Raw genomic sequence first — 22,278 nt, forward strand, 5'->3', positions numbered from 1 at the left:
GCGTCTCTTTGTATTGTAATAAATATTTAGAATCTCCTGATCCAACTTCTGATTCTCAAGTGCTCGTTTGGAAGGCTTCCGATCCCGGATTTTGTAATAAGTACTTCGATTCATTTTTAAGACTTTACACATAAGCTTGATCGGATAGATTTCATTGAATTTTGTAATAAAAGATGCGATCTCGTTTAATGTTTTTTTGCGAATATGGCTGTAGCTTTTTTTAATATTTCATTCTCCAATTCAAGTTGACGGACTTTATTTTCGAGTTCTTTATATTTTTTTAAAGAGACTTCCTTTCCTTCTTCGGTTTCTATAGAAGGAACATAGAGTTTTTTCCACTTATAAATTGTTTGCTCAACTAGGCCATATTCTGCTGCGAGCTTTGAAACTGGGATACCAGCTAGATGGAGATCGATTATTTGCTTTTTGAAATCATTAGTATATCTTTTACCTTTAGAGGACATTGTGATACACACCCTTTCTATATCTAGATTGTATTGTGTCTCACTTATGGTGTCCACTATTTTATACTAACACCATTATACCCTTGCCATTTTTTTAGTAACAATATTATACAATTGTATTATAGATAAATAACCTGCTCCCTAAGCCTACTGGTATAAAAGAATATGTATGTTTGTATCCTCTTTTATACAAAAAAGGCTGAGTAACAGATCGGAGTCTGTCATTCAGCCTTTTAAAATTTTGTTGATTTATTTATATTACACCCTTTTTATTTAGGTATATTGTTATAAACGAATAGAGGAAGCCTAACCCCTACGCAATATTTTTGATATACTTAATGAAACTATCAATATTACAGGAGCAGATTATGGAAAAAAGTTTTTTAATCCATTCATTAAAATTTCATGAAGGAGCACCTTCATTATACTTTCTTTCAAATGAAAAGAATAATTATTATAAAGAAGGAGATATCGTAATCGCTGAAGATCAAAGCGGCTTGCTTTCCCTTGCTAAAATAACGAGCATCTATTTATATCCAGAGTCCGCCCTCCCTGCTGACCTTAAAGATATTCATTATATTCACAAAAAATTCAACCTTAAGAAAGATTTTTCGAAATATATTACAGAAAGATCCTTCTTCGACCTCCATGTACTCACAACAGAGGAACTCCATAGATTCACCGGCAAATATATTCTTCTAAGTTTATACGATCTAGAATTAGATTTCGATAGAATTAAAGTGCAGTTTAACCCACATAACACTGATTATCTGCATCTAATAGAAGGTTTCATTAGAGAATTAGAAGTCCTTTGTGTGGAAGAGAATTTAAAGCAAATAGAAGATGATTTAGAACTAGAATTTTCCGAATTTAATACGTATAGAAAACTAAGCAATGATATAAAAGTCTATGCTGCTAATCTCATTTATGAAGGAAAGTATACTCAAAAAAACTTAGACGCTTGCCTTCGTTTATTAGAAGAAGCCTCCTATGGAAATGAACGATCTGCCCATACCAGCTTAGGTTATCTCTACTTAGAAAACGAAAAGTTAAAGGATTATACCAAAGCATTCCAAAACTTTACCATCGCTTCAACTTTAGGAGACATTAATGCAACGTATAAATTAGGTGATTTATATTATCACGGATTAGGCATTTCTCGAAATATCAACATGGCTCATAAACTTTATCTTCAAGCCTATCAGTCAGATTATAATAACTTAGATACATTTTATGATATAGAACCCTCCATTCTCAGAAGAGCAGGAGATGTCTATTTCTATGGATTTATCACTGATATCGATTACAATTATGCCTTTCAGCTATATATCACGGCTTACAAAAAAGTATATATTACCTCTTCTAGAATTCGTCATCGAGAAAAACTCTTAGCCTATCTTCTCGATAAAATTAGACAATGTACTGCAAAACTTGATGCACAGATATATTAAAATACTTTTCAAAAAAAGTATAAATGTGCTTATTTACGGTACTACTTCCCTCCTGATTCTGTTGAGAACTAGAGGAAGCCTACCAATGAGAAGAAAACGAATATAAATTTATCGATCCAACCGAATCTATGCGGAATGTGGAGGCTTTCTTAGCTTATCGAACATCCGCCCAGAATTTGATTCTATTCAATCAGATGAAAAAATAGGTGTTTCTGGTATCCTGTTCGATAAAGGAAGCTATTGAAAATATAGGAAGCAGTTGTTTGGATAAAAAAAGACTGAATAGCAGATATAATAATCTGTTATTCAGCCTTTTAAAATCGATCAGTTTGTAACTTGGTTCTGTTAAAATGAGTTTTTTGTTTTGTAAGATTATGCTTTTTCTTTGTATTAATCTATATCTTTGTAGTATGGTTGTACAGGTGAACTAAAGGAATCACTTACCTCTAAGATTATTTTTTACTCTAACTATAAAAACTGCCAGAGAATTTTGCAACTTTTAATGATATCTTTTATTGACTAACTTTTAAAATATCATACTTTCTAATTCTTTCACAACATTAGATGATACTGCATTTTCTCCACCTAATACAATCACATTTTTAATTTTATGATTTTGAATATATCTTTTTGTTTCTATGGAGAGTTGTAAAGGATGAGTTAGTAGAAGAGCAGCGTTTTGAGTACTTACATAAGGAGCTGCTGCCAAGGCATCAGGATAATTAAGTCCACTTGCTAAAACAACAGTATCTATCTCTTTACCTATAGATAATGGATATAATTTAGCTATTTCTACTGCTGTGGCATATCTATTTGCTCCATAAATTCTTCTACCTACGCCCTGTGCATGATATTCATCGCTCGGCCACATATGAGGAACTGCTTTTGGTCCACCGATAATAAATGCGCCACCATAAAATGGCTCATCGCCAAAGTATGGTACAAACGCATAACTTTCTGTTGGATAATGCCCATATAAGTTAACTTCTTCACTTCCTTTTAACTGCCCTACAAAAGGTGCCGCTGATAGTGCATCGGCAAAATCATATCCACTTGCCATAATCTGACTGCTAGAATCCCAAAACGGTAATGGTTCTGTATCAGGTATCCCCTCTGCAATTCGTGTAATTTCTAAGTTAATCTCCCATGCAGTATGCGCTCGATCCTTTCCTGCTAAACGTTTTACACTATATTTATTTAACAATTGTCTTTCTGCTTTTAGTGATATCGCAGACTGCCCTCCAAGAATATATACTTTTTTTACTTTTAGCCTATCTAACTCATTCATTACTTCATCTGAAATTTTATCCTTTTGACTAAGCAAAATAGGCATGTTATATCTTACTGCCAACTTTCCTCCGAACATAGCATCTGGAAAATTATGACTATAAGCAATAATAGCCATATCCGCTTGCTCAAAAGTATTTTTACTTATTTCTAAAGCTGTTTTATATCGATCGGAACCGCTTATTCGCTTTACAGAACTATCAGTTTCTTCTATCTTCTCCTCTACTTTGTTGCCATTAGTTTGATTATTATCTTCTAAAACTTCCTCTGTCATTTCAATTTCTTCAGCACCTATATTTTCCTGTATATCTTCCACTCCAAAGGAAATGGAAGGTATACTTAAGGACATGCACAGAAGTAGCATTACTAAAACTTTTCTTTTTTTCATCTTTATTTCTCCTTTATTTTTTATTCTTATTCTCTTTTAATAGGATCAATAAGGTCATGGTACTTTCGTTTGTCTATACAGTTTATTCCAGTTTTCTTTCTGATAAACAAGTATTTTCCTTCAATATTCATACAAAAGAAATAGCGATTTTTATATTTACTCCTCTTGAACTACCCATTCGTTATCCCTATCCACTTGAAAACCCGCTTATTCAAAATATTATCCCTACTATTCAATCTCACAATAACAGAGTATATATTTGATCCTCATTGCATGCTTAATCTCCATCATATCGCTTTATTTCTAGACCACAAACAACTCCTCCGTCAGCTTCAATACCGCTGTACTTAATGAGATTTTCTGCTAGTCTTCCCATCTTCCTAATTATTTTCCAGAACATTTTATATAACTAAACTTGAATTATCTTACTTGAGTATTCTCTCAATCTGTTCAATTTCTTGTATCACGTTTCCAGAAACAGCATTTTTACCGCCTACAACTATCACTCTTTCAATATCATTTTCTTTTAAATACTGTTTCGTTTCCTCCGATAATTTTTGCGGATTAGTCAATAGCAATGCTCCATTTAAAGCCCCTACCAAAGGTGCTGCAGATAATGCATCAGGATAATCAAGTCCATTTGTTAGAATAATTGTATCAATACGTTTTTTTACATTGATTGGATATCTCTTTGCTATTTCTACTGCAGTACCATATCGATTTTTCCCATATATTCTATGTTCATATAACGATCCATCTTCTTCAATATGCGGTTCTCTATCAAATTCTGCCGTGTTTTTAATAACCCCTGGACCTCCAATCACAGGAAATGGTGCTGCATCTTCTCCCGGTCTTAAAAGTAATAAATACAACAGCATATCGCCACCTTGTTGTCCTATATAGGGTGCTGCGCATAATGCATCTGGAAAGTTATTCCCGCTAACAAAAACAATTCCGTCTCCCATAGCGTTTATTTCTTGATTAGGTCTCAAGTCATATCGCAATGATCCTATTTCGTGTGCTGTCTCATAACGATCTTTTCCAGCTATTCTTCTAACTTTCGTTAATTTGCTAAGTTCATTTTCTACCTTCCGGCTTACTGCCGCCTCTCCACCTAAAATATAAACAGTTCGAACATTCAATCTCTTTAATTCATTTATCACTGTAGAAGGTACATTATTTTTCTGTGTTAATAAAATAGGTGCTTTTATTTGAGTAGCTAGTGTTCCTCCTGCTAATGCATCTGGAAAGTTTTCCCCTGTCGCTATAATAGCAGTCATCGAGGATCGGAATGTATACTTACTTATTTCCACGGCAGTTTCATAGCGATTTACCCCGCTAATACGCTCTACTTGTATACTACCGTCATCACTTGCATGACTTAATGAAGGTACTGATAATACTAAACCCATTAATAATCCTGCTACAATAAAAATTCGTTTCATTTCACCATCTCCTTATTCCGCTATCTATCTAGCTTCTTTTAAAGGAATCAATCCCTTTTCTTCCACTTCTTCCATCGTTCTTTTAGAAGTTTCTTCTTCCATTTCCGCTTTCTCTCCTTTTGCAACCGTTGATTCTTCGTGGTAGTAGAACTGCATGATGTTGTTGTAAATAACATCCCTATTAATAAAAAAGCGAGAATTAGATTCGTTTTCATATGCGGTTTTTCTCCTTACTATATTTGACTACTTCAGTTCTACTCTTTATAATATAAGATAATATCTTCATAACTTTATTGGTTCCTCAGGGTTATAATACTTTTCCCTTTCACCAATATTATTATGGGGATATTTTTTTATCCCTACAAAGCTGCTCTTCTATATATTCCACTTTTCCGTTAAATAATCTTCTTTAAAAACACTTAATTCGCAAAGTATGTATGCTTTGTCTTCCATTGTCGAATTCTTATACCTACCCAAAATCCATAAATTCCTAAAGTGATAATCGTTAAAAACCACCATTTTATCCAGTTTCCAAACAACTGTAACGCCGTTCCATCAAACTCAAGTCTTTGTCCGTTTATCACCGTATGCTTCACTTCCCAGTTGTATATTAAACATACCGCCCACGGCAAAAGCAGCCCAAAGGAAAACGTTGTTATAATAGTTCCAATAATATACCATCCGACATATTGCAACAGCCCTCCGTCAAAATAGGATTCTTCAACATATAGCGTTCGTTTTTGTTGTCCTGTGTATTCCATAATGTTCCCCTTTATTTATATTCTTGTTTTTATAATAACGATACGGTCTTTTTAATAACTTCTCTTATTATATCAAGATACTCTAGAAGACTCAAAACCAACTCGCAGAGTATTCATAATTCTTTATAAGAATCTCATCACTTCATTATCGTATATCCAGTTTAACAGCTTTAGGATTTCTATTTCGTAAACCTCCGCTATTCTAAACTCCAACCGACTTGCTGCCCCTCAACATCAATAAACCCCTGTCTTTTTTGACCTTTAAGATTCTTCATTAAAATAATCCGTATCTATTTTCTGTATTTTATATTCAACTTCAGTTGCGACTCCGAGACCATAAGCGATCATGAGTTCAGCTAGTGCTTCTCCGTCTACTAAAACTACTTTAATGCCTGAATGATTTGATTTAGCATAGTCGATTGCCTTCTTTGTAAAGCTGGACGTAGTAATAAATACTCCTTTTTTAGCCCCTTGACCTAGCAATGCTCCTACAAACTTTTGTATTTCCGGCTGCCCTACAACGCCTTCCCATCTTTTTGCTTGAAGATATATATAATCTAATCCGAGTTCGTCTTCTTTGATCATTCCGTCTATACCATCATCTGAGCTATACGGAGTTCTAACTATAGAATTTTCATCCTTTCCTCCATATCCCATTTTAATAAGCAATTCTAGAACAAGCTTTTCAAAGAAAAGAGGAGACATGCTCTTTATCTCTGCTAAAAGCTCATCTGCCAATTGTTGATTTAGGAGTGCAAAAGCATCGCTTATCGTAACTTCCGGCGTTTTCTTATCTGTATCTTCTTGTAAAACAATTCTATCATCCTTAACTTTTTCTTCATCAACACCCAGAAACTTATTAAATGAATCGTATTTTGTCAGCTCCTCTAACGTAATACCATAACCATTTTTCAAAACATATTGTTTCCCAACTTCCGACAACTGATAGTTTCCTCTTTTAGGTCGTATAAAAAGACCCGCTTGATACAAATATGTAATGGCCCACCCTACTCTATTCGCAAAAACTGTTTGTTTCTTAGATGGAAGCAATTCACTGATCTCTTCGTCAGATAGAACAATTTTCGATTTTACCTCTTCTCTAATTTCTTTATTCGATTTTATTTCTCCCGTCGATAACACTTCTAATATCACTGGAAGAAACTCAAAAAAAGCAGGAACCGCCATATGAACTCCTCCTAAAATTTATAGCTTTACGATGGGGATCAGCAGCATTCGAGCTGCGAATAATTCCCTTTTTATCCTAAAACCTTTAATCTTTAAGATTTTTCTTAAAAGATTCTTGATTTTGTATTTTGTAATACGTACTGCGGTTCATCTCTAACAGCTTACACATAAGCTTAATCGGGTAGATGTCTTTATTCTCATAGATAAAAGAGGCTATCTCTTCTAATGAAAATTCTTGAATACATACACGGGCTTTGTTTAAAATTTCATTTTCTAATTCAAGTTGACGAAATTTCTTTAGTAACTCTTCATTTTCCTTTAATAAAATAGCTCCCTCCTCTTCCAGCTTTGAATCAGGAGCATAGAGCTTTTTCCATCTATAGATCGTCTGCTCTGCTAACCCATACTCTTTGGCGAGAGAGGAAACCGAATTTCCATCTAAATTCCGTTCAATAATTTGTATTTTAAACTCTTCTGTATATCTTTTTCCATTGCTGGACATAGTATCGTACATCCTTTCTACCTCTAGATTGTACTGTTTCTCCTTAAGCTGTGTCTACTATATAAGACTAACATCTCCATCTCGCTATCCTGTTATACTAATCCAGAATAATACTCTCTCTTTCCAAAGCGGCCCCTTTTAGTTGAAACTTCGAAAAGTTTTCTTCGTTAAGATCTACAAAATCTTCATCCTTAAGAAGAAATAATCGACTTTCCCCGCCGATCCCCTCACTCTCTAGCCAACTTCTCAAAACCATTGAAAACTCTTTCAGCGTAGTGGCTAGCGAAGATTCCTTAAGAAAAATATTTTGGCTTATAGAAAAATCTATTTCCCTTAACTCCTCGACAGACTTGGCATTTTTTCCACTAGGATTATAGGCTGATCCTAGTATAATAAAGTGGTTCTCCGAGCCAACCATTTCATCCATCTTCTCATTTATAAAAGGCCGATAATCATCTTAGCTGCTATGCTAGGATAATTATCACTAATAGAAACATCACCCTCATCAGAATACTTTCGTATTACTGTGACGATATCACCTTTGTCTCCATTTTCCGGCCTTGCTGATAAATCTTCCGGCTCTAAAACAGTCGCAGTATAATAAGCCACATAGGAGAAAGAAACATCATACTTATCCTCAAGATACAGAAGAAGTTCTTCAATTTCCATAATGGATTTTTTCTGTGACACACTCAGCTTCTCATAATCAACAGGTAAATTCTCCTGTTCTAAAATAGAAATCTGCCGTTCAGTTAATTCTACCCTGTCCTCTGCCTTCTTTTTCCCAAGATTAGCAGACGTACAACCCGTTAAAATCAGTATAAGAGTGATGAGTATAACCACTCTTGCACTATTTGATCCTAAAGAAAAACTTCTATTTCTTACATCTATGTTTATAGACTTTACATTAATCTTTATCATCGCTTCTCCTAATTAATAGAAATACTGTATTCTTCTACTAATAACTGGACCTGATTATCCATAAGACAACGTTTTGTATTTTACAGAAATAAAATTCTTTAAAACCACTTATTTATTCGAATATTTCTCTCGATCTATGCTATCTGATCCTTCAATACTATGATAACCCATACCTTTATCTTATATTCTTAATTTCACTCCATTACTTTCACCGTAAAACACAAAAAGTCCATCCACCCTCTATATTTACACCTTTATTATACCCTTGCCGTTTTCTTAGTAACAATATTATACAATTGTTTTATAGATGAATAACCTTACTTCTGATTCTACTGGTATAAAAGAAGATATATGTTTGTGTGCTCTTTGATACAGAAAAGGCTGAATAACAGATAGAGGTATGCCATTCAGCCTTTAAAACTTTGTTGATTTAAGTTAACTGCTTATAAACGAACTAGAAGAAGCTGATCCCAAGAATTCACTATATAGACAATTAATCATCCCCATTTATAAAATTTTGTAATTCTTCTGCCTTTACCCTCTTTCTTAAGTCAATAACTAGATTTTCAACATAATCCTTATGTTCTATCCATTCTAAACCATCAAATAAAGGCAATAATGATTCTAAAAATTCAATCTCATCATAAAATACTAGAATTATACTACCCCACCAAGATTTCTTTGAAGCTCTTAAAGGTATCATCTTAAAGCTCTCAAACTCTTTGTTATTATCCAAAAATAATTTCATATATTCTTTTTTACTTTCCTTTGAAAGCAATGAAATTACTGAAAACAGATATATCATCTTTTTCATGTCATTTGAAAATAGGTGGATATATTGTTTTACCCATTCACTTTGCCTTAAAGATAAGTTGTTTTCATCTCTTTCTTTTAATAATAGCTTCTCTATAAAATATGGAACATCAAATACTGGATTCTTACAATTAATAATACACTTCTCAATACTCTCATTTATAACGTCTATATATTCATCTAATTCGAATAAAAAAAGTAATCTTTCCGAATTGAGTTGAGTGTAGCTTGCATTCTCAGTAACCAAATATACAATATATTTATCTAATATAGTTCTATCAAAAAGATATATTTCTTTTAGAACTTCACCGTTATAATCAAAAGAATCACTATGAGATACCATGTGGAAATAAATATCCTTCAGCAAGTCCATCTCTTGATTAAATCTCATAATTATTTCTTTCGGTTCTTTATCCTTAAAATAAAAGAGGCTTTCAAAATATAGTGTAGGAATAAAGGCTGAATATGATTTTTTTATAAGAATAATTTCGCACCCTTTGATGAAAGCTTCTTCATCAACTTTGTCATACTTTTCTAAAAATCCCACATCTCTAATAGGAGACGTGGTGATATCTTTATCATTATCATCCATTAAAAAAGATAACAATCCTTCAAATTGCTCCCGGTCAATTAATTCTGATGGCACTTCATGATAATATGAATATAGCCATAAATTTTTTTGTTTGAAGTTTTTATTATTAATCATACTGAATACTTTTTCTTTAGTTGTAATCGTAAAAAGTTTGTTAACTAACATATCAGAACATACATCTAAGGGTGTGTTTTTATACAAATAATAATCGACTGCCTTTAAGAAAACCTCTGTTTCTATAATATTTAAACAGATTTCTAATCCTCTTCTTATCTTATATCTATTTATTTCAGGAATATCTTTGCATTGATCACAAATATCTATAATTTTTCTCATGTCTTTTATTTCTACATTACTGACATAATCTTTAACGCCCTGATATTGATTATCTAATCGTTCTTGATATGTCTTATATTCCCATGTTTTAGGACCTTCTATAACTCTGTATGTCTTAAATGGTTCATTATCAAAGTATTCGGTCCATCGATTAGTAATATCAATCCCCCTTCTGCTTAACTCTTCTATTAATTCACTCGCTAGAATACAATTCATCAATATATCCGGAGGAAAGCATTTTTTAAATAAAATATCTATGTATTTTAAATCGAACTCAATAATTGATAAATCTACTTTATTGGCACTTCTCCCATAGGAGCCGATGATATTTTTAATTCTATCTTTGTAAGAAGATTTTTCAGACAATTCTAACAAATATTCCCAAATTAATCTTCTATACTCTCTTGCTCCATGACTATTCTCTAAAACTATATTATAAAACACAAATGTTCTTTTCCGACCATTCTCTCCTGCTATAAACTCTAATCTCAATAACTGTTCAGCTACATCTAAAAATAGATTATTGACGTGATCTATTTTCCATTCCTGTGAATATTGCTTTATTTTTTCTAAATATTGGATCTGAGTCCTATACTCCGAATACACGCTATTTTTATCTATTCCAAAATATGAATTACTTGCATGATAAAATTCTAAATACAAATCTTGACGCTTTAGAAAATATTCAAAAAATAGATCTAATGCAGAAGGTAAGTCCTCCATGCTAGAAAAACCGCCAAGTATATCAATCATTCTATTATTTATATATTGGTTGCTTTTTCCCTTTTCAATTTCTTCCATAGAAGGCCTATCTACAATTGTTTTCTCCTCTCCTATCTTCTTTCTTAATATAATTAAGGTCTTAGTAGGATTAATACTATAAAACGCTCTTACAAACTCAAAAAAATATTCATCCCCTTCTATTTCTAATCTTTCCCACAATCCCCTCATCTCTTCATAAACAAAATCTATAAGCTCTTCATTTCTAAAGATATTAGTTAATGTATTGATTGAATTAATAGTTTCTTCTTTATAAGATTGAAAACATACATAAACTATATTTGATAAGCTCAGTACTTTTTCGTCAAAAAATGCTAATTTCAAAATATAATTTGATAAGCACTGATCAGAAAAACGAACAACTTTATTATCATATAAATCTACAATCTCACGTTGGTGAAGTTCATTAATACTCTCAATAAAGTTATCTTTAGTAATATTTACAGCTTTTAAAATCAGAGAGCTTTCATCAATAACTTCCAAGTGGATAGTATCTAGAACAGCTACTATTCCTGCAACTCTAAGCGAATCTTTATTTAATAGTATTTCATTATCCTTCAAGTAAATGGAAAAATAATCATCATACAATTGTGTTAGATCAAAAATCGATTTTAATCTATTTGAATTTCTCGCAATTTCCGCTGCAAGCAGAGCAATACGAGCATTTCCTTCTGCTATCGTTATAATTCTATCCTGATATTGAGAATTCATGATTTCTGATGTTGTTTCTAGCAGTACTTTTATTTCTTCATCAGTAAATCTTGTTACTTTAATAATTTCATAGGAATTAACTCTACGTATCTTATCAATAACGGCATCTTTCGCATAATCTCGAACTGTTATAATAACTTTTAATTTGAATTCTCGAGATTTTTTGGTAATGTATTGAATTAGAAATTCTAATTCTGTTAATTGATTAGCATCATCTATTATTAATATGTATTCACCAGAACTCTCCAATAACAGTTTTATATCCTCATATATTGGTAATGACTTATTACTTACACAAAATAATTTTGAATTATTATTTAGTAAGTATTCTTGTGCATAATAAAGAGCTAATCTAGTTTTTCCTACGCCTGCAGCACCACTTAAAACTATAATATCAGTAGTTTCAAATGCTTTAGTAATATTTACTATTTCCTTTTTTCTAAATAAAAATTCTGTATTAAGAGGTGCCGCTAATTTATTCAAGTTGTATTCAATTACAAAATCATTATATTCCATGATTTGTCCTGTAGTTATAACTATATCTAAGAAATCTCTAGCAAGAATACTATGGTGTAAATAAATGTCTCCTGCAATTCTATCAATCCCGATTATTATTAATTTAATTCCAGCAGTTTCACAGATCTCTTTTAAAGCCTTATCTTGAGAAGGCCTAATATTAGAAGAGGTATGACAATAAATAATCTCTGATATTTTTTCTCGTGGTATCTCTGTTACCTCTTCATCAAGACACTTATTAATGTCATCTTTCATTTTATTAAATAACGAAGTTTTCTGAGTGGTATACTCCACAAATATATAATTACCGTCTTCTAATATAAAGTAAGTATCTGGAGTACCTTTTGTAGTTTTTCTAGTTCCTGCTTCTCCTCCTAGAGAAACAATATTTTGATAGCCCATCCTTGATAAATAAGAATCACAAAGATTTTGAAATGATCCTGCATCTAATTGATTTATTTTCTGTTTAATAGTTTCTATATACCCCATAAATTACACCTACTATAAATACTCCTTCACTATTACTGTCCAACATACTACTCACTCATACTTAGTAAAAATTCCTAAAGGTTTGCTTAATATGATACTCCTTAAAATTATTTAACTTTTTATGCTGTACATTTAATTAGATGCTTGCCATTTTCCAGCTTTATAAGCTTTAATAATATATTCATCTAACATTCCCATTTCATTTGGGTAGTGTAAAATCTTTTATGTAACCTCACTTGAAATACTTTTGTCAACAATCTTCATGATTCCCTCTAAAGGGAATCGCTGCCTGAAAACATTTCTCTTCGTTCAGCCTGTACTTTTCCAAATCCTTTATGAATCCGATTTCCGAATCGTTCATTATATTCTAATGAAATCGTACAAACTAAGCGATCTAATGCATTTTCATTCGGAAATTGCTCTTTAATTTTTGTTCGTTTCGTAATGCATTTATTAAAGTTTTCGAATAAATTAATGGTATGAAAACTTCTTTGTATTTCTTTTGGAAAGGTCAAATACGTATACAAATTATCGTGTTTTTCTAATGTTTGTTTTGCTTTCGGATAGCAATGGCTCTATTTTTCGATGAATTTATTATAATTTTTTAGGGCTGCTTTTAAATCTATTAACTGATGAATAAGTCGCAGATCATCACCTACTTCCGCTTTATTTTTTGCCCGTCTATGCTTTATGACATTACGATTAATATGCATTCAACATGCTTGAGATGTCTCCCTTTCGGAAATTCTTCCAGTAAAGCATCCTTTAAGCCAGAAAGTGGCATCACGAAAAAACATAACAGAACGACTTTTTATCGAACGATTATGAAAGGCTTTTACATCTTTATCCACTATTTTTGTTATGTTGGAAAGGGTAGCAGGAGATTGATGATGTCCATATATTTTCTGAATTAAATCACCTAGTTCACGGGTTGGGTTCCCTTTTTCATAAAGCTGAATTACTGTGGTTTCTAAGTCCCCTGCTGTCTGTTGATGTGCAGGGATCAGACCTTGAATAAATTCCCCCATCTGGTCTTTTGGAACCTAGAGATAAAGGGTTCCAAAGGTGGTTTTTAATTTTCGTTCATAATAACCGTTTCGAGAATTTCCGTAAGTTGTAACCGATAGGATCATAACGCTCATAGTCTAAAAATACCGTTAATTCATTCTTTAATATTTGATTTATCGCTAGTTCTATTTGAAGGCGAAAAAATTCTTTAATATCGTCACCTTTGGTTATTGTTTTAATGAGTTCTGTGGTAAAATATTCCATAAAGAGGGTCTCCTTTTCTATTTTGTCGGTTAACAAAATTTTACAAGAAAAGGCCCTCTTTTTCTATATTAAATAAAAGAATGTTTACACATAATATTTTACACTATGTTATTATTCAATTTTCTATACTCTTATTCAATATAATTTTCTAAAATCTATACACCTTCATCCCAAAGATTCAATAAATAATTTCTTACCATTCTATTAATATCTCTCATATTTTTATATCTACTGGCAATAATTATTTCATGAATATTTTTTGCCGAACATCCTTGATAATATCATTTTTTTTATAAAATCAATTTTTTTAAGATTATCATTACAAATAGTTTCAATTTCTATTACTCGTACTATAGTTCTTTTAGCTCTTTCTGTAATAACTAATTGTTCTTCTAAAGAAGGTATGGGGACTTTCATCGTTTTTAGTTTCTTTGCATTAACACCAGGTAACGCTATTCCTTGAGATAAATCTGTTATCTGCTCCCAATATAAAGGAGATTGAAAATACTGGTATAAATAATCTTCATCCAATTTTTCTCTATTATTAATAGTAACTCTTATTAGGTAAGATGCAAAAACAGAATTAACTTCATCTCTTATTAAATAGCTTTTTCCGGTTGTTGCTCCCGTTCTAGCCACAACGATATCTCTTTTTTGAAGAAAATATTTTTCGAAATTCTTATCATCAATTTTACAATAAGGAACTTTATTCCAATTTACAGAGCCCTCTTGTATATCAGTAATCCTTAAAAATTTAGGGCCTATCTCTTCTAAACATGCACTTTCTGTGTATCCATACTGTGTTTCTATAAGCTTCCCTAATTCATATGTTTCCCAACTATCCATACTAACACCATTCTCCTCTCGCCATTTTTTCGTTAACTCTCCTGTAAAGGCTTTATGGAGGATGGCGGATCTTCTATTTTCAGAGGATTCTAATACAGATTCTACTTTTTCTTTTGCTTCCTCTAGTTTTGAGAAGAGGCTTTCAATTTGTTTCACTATCTCTAACTGTTTTTCTATAGGTGCAATTGGCACAACATACTTATTAACCATTTTAGGTTGAGCTCTCATTAATGAACCTCCAACCCCTGATACATTTGATAACATAAATTCTCTAAACATTCCTGATCTAAAATACCACATTAAATAATTTGGTATTAAAACTTTAGATCTAATGTGTATCCACTCTGAAGATGCGATTAATCTGTGTTCAGTATACTTGGTTACTATCCAGACTCTGTTAATTCTTGGATTAATTTTACATAATAATATATCATTTTTTTCTACTTCTTTTTTACTAGAACCTATTTCTTTTCCCCTTAATATCTCTGGAAAATCTTCATCATAACTCGGTACACTATATAACTCAAATTCTTCATCCGGGAATTTACTAGGCTCTATAGATTTCCCTGTAAAGCTATTAATATCTTCAAGCCTAACCCATTTCCACCCCTCCGGCAGTTCATAAGGCCACTCACTCTCCGGCACTAAAGCCTTTTCTAGTCGTTCTTCTTCTGTTAATTCTTTTTTCTTCGCCATTACTTTTCCTCCGTAAGTGCTTGGAGTTCTTTGACTACACTTCTTAGAAGATCCGCTGCTTCTTCCAGCTGGTCGGCGGCTTCTTGGGCACTTTCTATGGGGTCGGGGAGGTCTTCATAGTCGATGATGGAGTCGTCTCGAATAAGGCCTAGGTCTAGGGAATTGCCTTTTTTCTCGATGTCTTCTCTTGTGAAGAGGTTCCATCTCGGATCTGTTACGGCATCTCTGTCTTCTGCGTTATATGCCAGTTCGAAGTCTTTAAAGTGTTCTGTTTTAAGGGGTTTTGTTTTTCCGAAGGTTTGCATGTTGGTTCTTAGGTCATAGAACCAGACTTTGTCTGTATTTCCTTGGTCTGTTTCTCCTCTGGTGAAGAAGAGGACATTTGTTTTTACTCCTTGGGCATAGAAGATTCCTGTAGGGAGTCTTAGTACGGTATGAAGGTTGCATTTTTCCATCAAGTCGACTCTGATTTTTTCTCCATCTCCATCAGCGAAAAGGACATTATCCGGGAAGACTACAGCGGCTCTTGCTTTTCCGTTTGGTTTTAGACTTCTATAGATGTGCTGCAGGAAGTTTAGCTGTTTATTGCTTGTAGGGAAGGTGAAGTCTTCTCTTGTGGCACGCTCTCCTCCTTTTTTCGTTCCGAAAGGGGGGTTTGTGAGTACAAGGTCGAAGTTTTTCATATTTTTACCGATATTTGTAAGGGTATCTCCTAAGGTGATCTCTCCTTCGATGTCGTGAAGCATGGCATTCATAAGGGCTAGTCGATGGGTTTCGTGAACAAGTTCGCAGCCTGAGAAGGCTTTTGTTTTTTGAAAATGTGCCTCTTCTGCATCGAGATCAAACAAATCGTCTGTTTGTTCTTTTATATACTGGTCAGCTGCGATCATAAATCCGAAGGTTCCGCAGGCCGGGTCATTGCATAGTTCTCCTACTTGAGGCTTCATCAGCCTTGTCATTACGTCGATTAAGACTCGTGGTGTGAAGTATTGTCCTGCTCCTGATTTTTTCTCGTTGGCATTCTTTTCTAAAAGTCCTTCGTATAGATTTCCAAGTCCTTCTTCTTTCGCTGAGTACCAGTCTAGTTTATCGATAGAAAGGATAATCTTTTCTATATTTTTAGGCTCGTCGATATTAGACACAGCTCCGTGGTAGATTTGCTGAACTCTTCCGGTACATTCTTCTCCGAGATAGTCTAATAGTTCTTTATAGAATTTCTTTAGTTCGATTCCGCTTTTTGAGACAAGTTGATCCCAGCGGTATTCTGCTGGGATCTGTTCTTCTACTCCTGTTTCTTTTGCCATTTTCAGAAAGAGGATATAGGTAAGCTCCGTCACATACTGATGATAAGTTATTCCGTCATCTCTAAGTACATTGCAGAGATTCCATAGTTTTGAAACAATTTCTTGTGTTGTCATGCGATTCCTCCCTCGTCGTAGAGATACTCATTGAGTTCGTCGACGATTTCTTCTAGTTTTTGATTAAAAATACTGTTGAATTTCTTATATCCGCCGGCTTCCGTAAATCTCTTATCTTCGTCGAAGGTCTGAATGTTGAATATGGATTCGTTTAGGATATACTTTTCGATACGGTCAAGCCAGTTCTTTTCCTTTTTTGTAAAGTCGTGTTTTTCTTTCAGTTTTCGAACAGCTTTTTTTACACGTTCTTCGTGACTGATAAGATGAGATCCTAAGGCCGCCTGTCGAATCAAAGTTATCAGGTCGACTGTAAGTTCTTCGTTTGTCATTTTAGCTACAGCCGTATTTAGTTTCGTCGTTGTATAGCCTTCTTGATCTAAGAGGATTCTTAGTTTTTTCAGGTCTTCTCGTGTAAGGTCTTTCGGTTTTGTACAGATGATATTTATGGCTGCAATCTTATTTTCATTTTCTTTGATAAAGGCCGAAAATCTTTCTAAAAAGTCTTCTGGTTCTGTAATGCCATCGTCGTCATCATAGTCTTGACCTTTTTCTATAACCTTATCCTCTCCGCCATAAATGGGGATAAACCTCGTGTTTTTAGGCTCTGCTTTTTCTATCATCTTCACAAGGCTTTCATTTTCTATTAAGGTTTTTCCCGCCTCTTCTGGACTTAAAGCTTTTATACTTTGGACAAATTCTGCAGGTGTTTTCTTTGCGATCATTTCAAACTCCCTCACAGAAGGTTCATTCATGTTATTGATTTTTCTTTGTAGTTTCCCTAAGATTTCTTCTTTATAGTAGCAGATTCTTTCTTTATTTTCTTCTACAGGATCACTCAAAAGTTCCACAGAGTCTTTTAATTCGTCCATTAACTTGCTAATGGAGATATATGGATTTTGAACTCCCGGCTTCATAGTATTCACAGGAGACAGTGCTTTATAAATTCGAACCGGATCGTAAATATCGAAATGGGTCTTTCCTATTTTAGGGCAAAGTCTTGTGGCTCTTCCAAGCATTTGTTCAAAGAGTATTCTTGACTTGACTCTTCGTAAGAAGACGATCCTCGTGATCTCGGGCACGTCGATGCCTGTTGACAAGAGATCTACGGTAACTGCGATACTCGGATACTGCTCGTTTTTAAAATGCTTAATTGCGTCCCGTATTCTCTTTTTGTTGCCATCCCCTGCTTTCCCTGTTATTTTCTGGATGGCGTCTTGGTGAACTTCTTGATCCGCATAGATTTCTCTTAGTATTTTTACGATAAGATCTGCGTGCATATCATTGACCGCATAGATCAATGTTTTTCCTTCTTCTCGATTATCCGGGTCGATATCTTTTGCGATTTCTCGAAGAACTGCATAGTTGAAGGATTCTACTATGATATCCTTATTGAATTTATCGATTCCATAAAGCACATCATCTTCTAATTCTCCAGCGTTTTTAATTTCACCAGTGACAGGATCGACAACAGTTACTTTTGTTCCTGCCTTTAACTCAATTCCTTTTGTACTTAGTTTCGTGTTTAATTTATGAGGAGCATCGTGATCGACTAAGTATCCATCGGTCACCGCTTGCCGATATGTATAAGTGTAAACAGGGTTTCCGAAGATTTCTGTGGTATGAAGGGCCGGGGTTGCTGTCAGTCCTATTTTCGTTCCGTTAAAATAGTCAATGACTGCCCGGTATTTACTTTGATAGTCTCTTTGGTCTCTAAAAAGATCTTCTTCCTCGGACATTTCTCTGTCTAATGTATATCCTCGATGAGCTTCGTCGATAATGATCAAGTCAAAGTCGGATACGGCCGGTTTTCGGTCTTCTTCGTTATAGAGGATTCTTTTAACCATGGACTGTACTGTAGCGACTTGAACGCGCATTTCTTTTTCGAAGGTACGGTCTTCTAATTCGTTGATATTATAGATCTCATTTAAAGTTAAAAGGTCAGCCAACCTTACTTCTTTAAACACATCCTGTGCTTGTTCGCCTAGAGATGTACGATCTACTAAAAATAGTATTCTTCGAAAACGATTTGTTTCTAAGAAACGATACATCATGCCAAGGATGGTTCTTGTCTTTCCTGTTCCTGTAGCCATCGCAAGAAGTATCGAAGTTTGTCCATTCAACACAGCTTTTTCTACTTCTTTGATCGCTTGGAGCTGATAGTCTCTTAGATTTAACCCGTCTTCGTTTGTAAGGAGATCATAAGGCAGCTCTTTAAGGTTTTGATTTCCTTCTTCGATATCTCTTTCTAACAACTCTTCAATCCCTGTTGGGCTAAACCAGTTGTGCAGGGCTTCCGGTGTATTCGTATTTTTTCTTAAATCTGTAAACCAAACTCCAGATTTTGTTTCGAACTGTTTATTATAAGGTCGTCCATTAGTGGAGAACACAAAGGGAACTTTATATTTTCCCCAGCCTCCTTGCAGATACTCCGTATCCGCATCTCGTACTCCTGCGGCATATTCTTTGCACTGATAATCTATAGTAGAGTAAATATCCTTGTTATATGCCTTTGCCTCTATCAAACCGACCATTCGTTTGCCGATAAACAACGCATAGTCTACATAGTTATCGTTCCCATTCGCACCTTGAATCGGCCATTCAGCGATGGCTAAGTTGCGTCCTTTTTCCGGACGAGTTCCGTAAGAATGGCGCAGGTTTTCCGTATCTGCTTCCCACCCTACTTCCCGAAGCTGTTCGTCGATAATAAATCTTGTTTCGCTTTCATTTATGGTTCTAAGTTTTGCAGCTTTCTTAGCCTGGCGAACCCTTTCTTTTCGGTCGATAGGAGAAGATTTTTCCGCTACCTTCTCTGCCTTTTCAACAAGCCGTTCTTCTCTCTTCGCTTCTTTTTCTTTATCTACCTTTAAAGTTTTACCTTCATCTACTGGCAATATGTATTCTTTCTTCCTATACTCCCAATCCCCGTAAGTCTGCATAAACCATTCCGCCAGGTCGTGGCTTAGTTTAAGAAGAATCTTATTTGCCTCTACATTTTCAAAGTTTTGATGAACAGCCTTGTTTCGATATCTTCGAATATAGTGCAAGATATCGTTAATATCTTTAGAAAGTAATCCTTCTTTTTCCAATGTAGATATTTTTTGTACTGCTGTTGCATCTTCATAGATCTGAATATCATCGTACTTTATCATCAAATCTACGATAGTTTCCCCCATCATCCCAATCTTTATTAAGGACGAATTAGAATCGTTATATAAATATTTCTCAGCAAGTTTACCAAAATTTTCCAATGCTGGAAATTTGTCTTTTAAAAAATCAAAATTCGAATTCATGAAGTCCTCCTTCCGAATAAAATATAGTTATGTTAATTATATCATAAGGAAGGGTTATCGGCTTATTTATAGGATTTTTAGGATCTATTGATAGCATCTCTTTTATATCATTTGTTCTCATTTTTTTAACTTTATGACTTCTATATATTGTGAAATTAAAAAAGCGATAAAAGCAATACTCCCTTTTATCGCTTTCACTTTCTATTCCCCTTGTATATAACTCTCAGGATCCAATAATTTCTCATGCTGTTCTTTATCGAGTTCTAGGTTTACATTTGAAACTATTGGTACATTTTCCAATCTTGCTAGAGGATAGTTGGAATAGATATACATGTCTGCATTGACACCTCTTGTGGTGACGGCTTTGTAGTGATACTGAATTTCTGCATCTTCTGGAATTTCGCTATAGGCGCCGGGGGGATTTTCTTTTTCGACGCTTTCGGATACTAGCTCTACAATTCTATCGAGATCTTCTTTATCTGTTGTTTCTAGTATAAGCTGTTCCTTATTATCGTATACATAGATCACATCTTTCGGCGGGGGTTTTGGTTCTTCTTTTTTTCTGCCGCATCCTGCAGCTATTAAGAGTACAAACAAGACCATTGTGATTTTCCAAATATTTTTCTTCATGCTTTAATCCTTTCTATTCTCTTCTTTTCGTTTTGTCCTTGAACCGTGTTTTATGATCCAGGCACATTCTTTCGAGGGCTCCTGACTCCAATCTTCTATAATTTCGTTAAATTTTTCTTTCTCTTCCCGATAGAGATCGTTGAGGTTATTCGCAACACTTTTCTGTACGGACTTATCCGGATCGTCTTTTAGATTTTCTAATATCTTCCTATATTCCGGGAAGTATTCTAAGGCGGTATAAAGCTTTTTTGCCCATGGAAGCCGGATCCGCATGGCCTCGCTGGAAAGACGGCGGACGTTTTGATTTGGATCCTCGCTCCACTGTGTAAGAATGGCTATGGTTTCTTCCGGATACTCTTTTACAAAGGGGCGGATAGCGAATTCTCCGGTGTGGCGTTTTGTAAGCTCTTTGATGAAGTTCATAGAGACTGTAAAATCATTTAATCCATACATTTCAACAAATTTTCCTATGGGCCAGAGCCAGTATCCTTCTGTAAACATCCCTATATTCGAAGGGAGCTCCGGTCCTAGTATTTTCGTAAAGATTTCAATACTTTGAGGATAGTCCAGATCTAGAACTTCCTTTAAGCTTTCCGCTATCAAAAGCTGCCGCTGTCCAAACTCCAATTTATCAATGTCCTTAGAGACTAATTCGATAAAGAGATCTCTGTTGAACTCAGGATACACCTGCTGGATTTTATCGCTAAGATTTTCTATATATTCTAAGTCGTAGTATTCTTTTAGTTTTTTTGCCATGGCCGCCTCCTTAAGGACTGCTCTTTTCCACTCGGGTTTTCGCAAGTAGATCGCCAATATGGCGCTGATCTTTCCGCCATAGTCTCATACCTAAGAGTAGAATTGCCGAAAGTGTTCCAAGATTCATAACGATGAGGGAAGCTGTATTAAAATCATGATACATCCCATGAATAACCCCCATATGCCCCAGCTGCCAAGGAAGAAATTTTATAACATTTCGAAGAAGGGATGCTCCTGCCTTGTTCTTTGTTCGAAAAATCAAAGAAAGTCCTGCTTTCCGCTTTCCGATACTTCCGCCTTTATAGTCTAAAAAAGAAAAGATAAGGCAAATTGGGATTACGGAAGTAAATGCTGCAATCATCTGGGTCTGCAGCTCCGTATATTCCGGCATCTTTCCGATAATGATAAATATATAAATCAGGTTTAAGAGGAGAAGAGCGCCCAAGTATATCAAGATCACAAGATAGTCTATAATCAGCTCTTTTATCGTTGCTTTAAAGGGGATTTTCTTCATAATGGGTCTCCTTTTTTGTGGGAGTATGGATCAGTGTTTATACGATCTATTATCTATATTCCTAAAGAAATCCTGTTTTGTAGTGTTGGACCTTTTATAAGATTAATGAATAGATACCCTTTTTCCTGTGTCTTTCCATAATAAAAGAGCCCGTGCAGACTCTTTTGTTTCTTTCTATCTATTCTAAAACCTCTCTTCTGGATCTATCGCAGTAT

At 34.3% G+C, this 22,278-nt stretch carries 18 protein-coding genes and 2 pseudogenes; 1 reads left to right on the top strand and 19 read right to left on the bottom strand.

The genetic code is table 11. The annotated features are described in order from the left end of the window. Window positions 1–185: 185 nt before the first annotated feature. Window positions 186–464, bottom strand: coding sequence for a transposase (locus tag ACTQ46_RS09750; RefSeq protein ID WP_441749414.1), 279 nt, complete (start codon window positions 462–464; stop codon window positions 186–188). 368 nt (window positions 465–832) lie between these two features. On the opposite strand from ACTQ46_RS09750, the gene ACTQ46_RS09755 reads away from it, so the two are divergent. Continuing rightward, window positions 833–1,915 carry a tetratricopeptide repeat protein gene (locus tag ACTQ46_RS09755; RefSeq protein WP_441749416.1) on the top strand — a complete coding sequence of 361 codons (1,083 nt, stop codon included), beginning with the start codon at window positions 833–835 and terminating at the stop codon, window positions 1,913–1,915. A gap of 526 nt (window positions 1,916–2,441) precedes the next feature. Here ACTQ46_RS09755 and ACTQ46_RS09760 read toward each other — a convergent pair. From ACTQ46_RS09760 to ACTQ46_RS09845, 18 genes and pseudogenes are all read right to left on the bottom strand, one after another. Continuing rightward, entirely contained in the window at window positions 2,442–3,590 is a 1,149-nt protein-coding gene (locus tag ACTQ46_RS09760; protein WP_441749418.1) for a cell wall-binding repeat-containing protein, read from the bottom strand. Between the two features lie 425 nt (window positions 3,591–4,015). Then, the gene (locus ACTQ46_RS09765) at window positions 4,016–5,035 is read right to left on the bottom strand and encodes a cell wall-binding repeat-containing protein (RefSeq protein WP_441749420.1); all 1,020 of its coding nucleotides are present in this window, start codon (window positions 5,033–5,035) and stop codon (window positions 4,016–4,018) included. A gap of 24 nt (window positions 5,036–5,059) precedes the next feature. Beyond that, a complete protein-coding gene (locus ACTQ46_RS09770) occupies window positions 5,060–5,191 on the bottom strand; it encodes a hypothetical protein (RefSeq protein ID WP_441749422.1) in 132 nt (43 codons plus the stop codon). A gap of 263 nt (window positions 5,192–5,454) precedes the next feature. Continuing rightward, window positions 5,455–5,796, bottom strand: coding sequence for a DUF898 family protein (locus tag ACTQ46_RS09775; protein ID WP_441749423.1), 342 nt, complete (start codon window positions 5,794–5,796; stop codon window positions 5,455–5,457). Between the two features lie 261 nt (window positions 5,797–6,057). Continuing rightward, the gene (locus tag ACTQ46_RS09780) at window positions 6,058–6,981 is read right to left on the bottom strand and encodes a restriction endonuclease (protein ID WP_441749425.1); all 924 of its coding nucleotides are present in this window, start codon (window positions 6,979–6,981) and stop codon (window positions 6,058–6,060) included. Between the two features lie 85 nt (window positions 6,982–7,066). Beyond that, window positions 7,067–7,495 carry a transposase gene (locus tag ACTQ46_RS09785; RefSeq protein ID WP_441749427.1) on the bottom strand — a complete coding sequence of 143 codons (429 nt, stop codon included), beginning with the start codon at window positions 7,493–7,495 and terminating at the stop codon, window positions 7,067–7,069. Window positions 7,496–7,580: 85 nt separating this feature from the next. Then, on the bottom strand, window positions 7,581–7,901 hold the full coding sequence (locus tag ACTQ46_RS09790; protein WP_441749429.1) for a hypothetical protein: 321 nt from the start codon (window positions 7,899–7,901) through the stop codon (window positions 7,581–7,583). A gap of 17 nt (window positions 7,902–7,918) precedes the next feature. Further along, window positions 7,919–8,404 (bottom strand): hypothetical protein, encoded by a 486-nt coding sequence (locus ACTQ46_RS09795; protein ID WP_441749431.1) that lies wholly within the window; start codon window positions 8,402–8,404, stop codon window positions 7,919–7,921. Window positions 8,405–8,897: 493 nt separating this feature from the next. After that, window positions 8,898–12,641 carry a hypothetical protein gene (locus ACTQ46_RS09800; RefSeq protein ID WP_441749432.1) on the bottom strand — a complete coding sequence of 1,248 codons (3,744 nt, stop codon included), beginning with the start codon at window positions 12,639–12,641 and terminating at the stop codon, window positions 8,898–8,900. A 272-nt stretch (window positions 12,642–12,913) separates the two neighbouring features. Continuing rightward, window positions 12,914–13,198, bottom strand: a pseudogene (locus ACTQ46_RS09805) (transposase); the annotation flags it as partial. A 156-nt stretch (window positions 13,199–13,354) separates the two neighbouring features. Further along, window positions 13,355–13,672 (bottom strand): annotated as a pseudogene (locus ACTQ46_RS09810) (transposase); the annotation flags it as partial. A gap of 52 nt (window positions 13,673–13,724) precedes the next feature. Then, window positions 13,725–13,913, bottom strand: a complete 189-nt coding sequence (locus tag ACTQ46_RS09815) for a hypothetical protein (protein ID WP_441749434.1) — start codon at window positions 13,911–13,913, stop codon at window positions 13,725–13,727. A gap of 246 nt (window positions 13,914–14,159) precedes the next feature. Further along, the gene (locus ACTQ46_RS09820; RefSeq protein WP_441749436.1) at window positions 14,160–15,455 is read right to left on the bottom strand and encodes a restriction endonuclease subunit S; all 1,296 of its coding nucleotides are present in this window, start codon (window positions 15,453–15,455) and stop codon (window positions 14,160–14,162) included. After that, window positions 15,455–16,873 carry an N-6 DNA methylase gene (locus tag ACTQ46_RS09825; protein ID WP_441749438.1) on the bottom strand — a complete coding sequence of 473 codons (1,419 nt, stop codon included), beginning with the start codon at window positions 16,871–16,873 and terminating at the stop codon, window positions 15,455–15,457. The genes ACTQ46_RS09820 and ACTQ46_RS09825 overlap by 1 nt, the downstream gene beginning before the upstream one ends. After that, the gene (gene hsdR, locus ACTQ46_RS09830) at window positions 16,870–20,163 is read right to left on the bottom strand and encodes a type I restriction-modification system endonuclease (protein WP_441749440.1); all 3,294 of its coding nucleotides are present in this window, start codon (window positions 20,161–20,163) and stop codon (window positions 16,870–16,872) included. The genes ACTQ46_RS09825 and hsdR overlap by 4 nt, the downstream gene beginning before the upstream one ends. A 201-nt stretch (window positions 20,164–20,364) precedes the next feature. After that, complete coding sequence (locus tag ACTQ46_RS09835) at window positions 20,365–20,793, bottom strand: hypothetical protein (RefSeq protein ID WP_441749442.1); 429 nt, start codon at window positions 20,791–20,793, stop codon at window positions 20,365–20,367. Window positions 20,794–20,796: 3 nt separating this feature from the next. Beyond that, window positions 20,797–21,549 carry a DNA alkylation repair protein gene (locus ACTQ46_RS09840; RefSeq protein ID WP_441749444.1) on the bottom strand — a complete coding sequence of 251 codons (753 nt, stop codon included), beginning with the start codon at window positions 21,547–21,549 and terminating at the stop codon, window positions 20,797–20,799. A gap of 10 nt (window positions 21,550–21,559) precedes the next feature. Next, a complete protein-coding gene (locus tag ACTQ46_RS09845; RefSeq protein WP_441749446.1) occupies window positions 21,560–22,063 on the bottom strand; it encodes an RDD family protein in 504 nt (167 codons plus the stop codon). Window positions 22,064–22,278: the final 215 nt, after the last annotated feature.

This window comes from Gallicola sp. Sow4_E12 (assembly GCF_052116305.1).
Classification (GTDB): domain Bacteria; phylum Bacillota; class Clostridia; order Tissierellales; family Peptoniphilaceae; genus JBQKLI01.